The 995-nt window shown below is 43.2% G+C and carries 1 protein-coding gene; it reads left to right on the top strand.

Annotation, left to right across the window (positions count from 1 at the left end; translation table 11 throughout):
* Positions 1-458 precede the first annotated feature (458 nt).
* On the top strand, positions 459-995 hold a 537-nt coding region (locus tag A3775_RS25070; protein WP_304439119.1), incomplete at its 3' end, for a type I glyceraldehyde-3-phosphate dehydrogenase.

Below are 995 nucleotides of genomic sequence, written 5' to 3'. Positions count from 1 at the left end.
TTATTTAGATCATCGTTAATCAGTCAGGGTATTTGTGAACCCGCCCCTACATCAAGAAACGGTATTAGGCAGTGAGTAGGGGTTTAGTAATGCTCAACCCTTACTCCCCAGTTCTTAAATGATTATGGGATAGATCCCCGACTTCTTCAAGAAGTCGGGGATCTTGTTGTTCAAGATTTTTTACGCCAATTTCAGTAAATTTACCAAATATTAGCCTAAACAGCCCGAAATTAATCGTCTTACCTCTGTTATGGCATCAGCCCATACCCAAAACCTTAAAAGATGCCAAGTAATTTGGGTTTTGGTGGCTTTGGGCTGTCACGATCAGCTAAGTCAGACTAAAATTGAGCCGGCTAAATCCAGTTTTGCAGCTAGGATAATTAGCTTGTAAGCCTCTTAGTTGAGGCGAACACCCACGGTGGGGCGCAGCCCATCGTCATTTTCAGAGGAGGTTTGTTGTGACTAAGTTAAAAGTAGGCATCAATGGATTTGGCCGTATCGGGCGGCTGGTGTTTCGTGCTGGTATCAACAACCCCAATATTGAATTTGTGGGGATTAATGACCTTGTACCACCAGATAACTTAGCTTATCTGTTAAAGTACGATTCTACTCATGGTAAGTATCACGGTCAGGTAGAAGCTAGAGAAGATGGCATTGTAGTTGATGGTCGCTTCATTCCCTGTGTTTCAGTCAGAAATCCTGCTGAATTACCTTGGGGTAAGCTTGGTGCTGATTACGTTGTGGAATCAACCGGATTGTTTACTGACTATGAAGGCGCATCCAAACACCTGCAAGCAGGAGCAAAGCGCGTAGTCATTTCTGCACCAACCAAAGACCCGGAAAGGGTAAAAACATTGGTAGTAGGCGTTAACCATGAAACTTTTGATCCTAGTAAGGATGTGATTGTTTCTAATGCTAGCTGTACTACTAACTGTCTAGCCCCCATCGCTAAAGTGATTAATGATAACTTTGGCTTGGCAGAAGGTTTAATGACC

Origin of the sequence: Anabaena sp. 4-3 (assembly GCF_001597745.1) — a bacterium.
Taxonomy (GTDB): Bacteria; Cyanobacteriota; Cyanobacteriia; order Cyanobacteriales; family Nostocaceae; genus Trichormus.
Note: the sequence above shows the minus strand (reverse complement) of the source record. Positions and strands in the feature narration are given on the sequence as shown.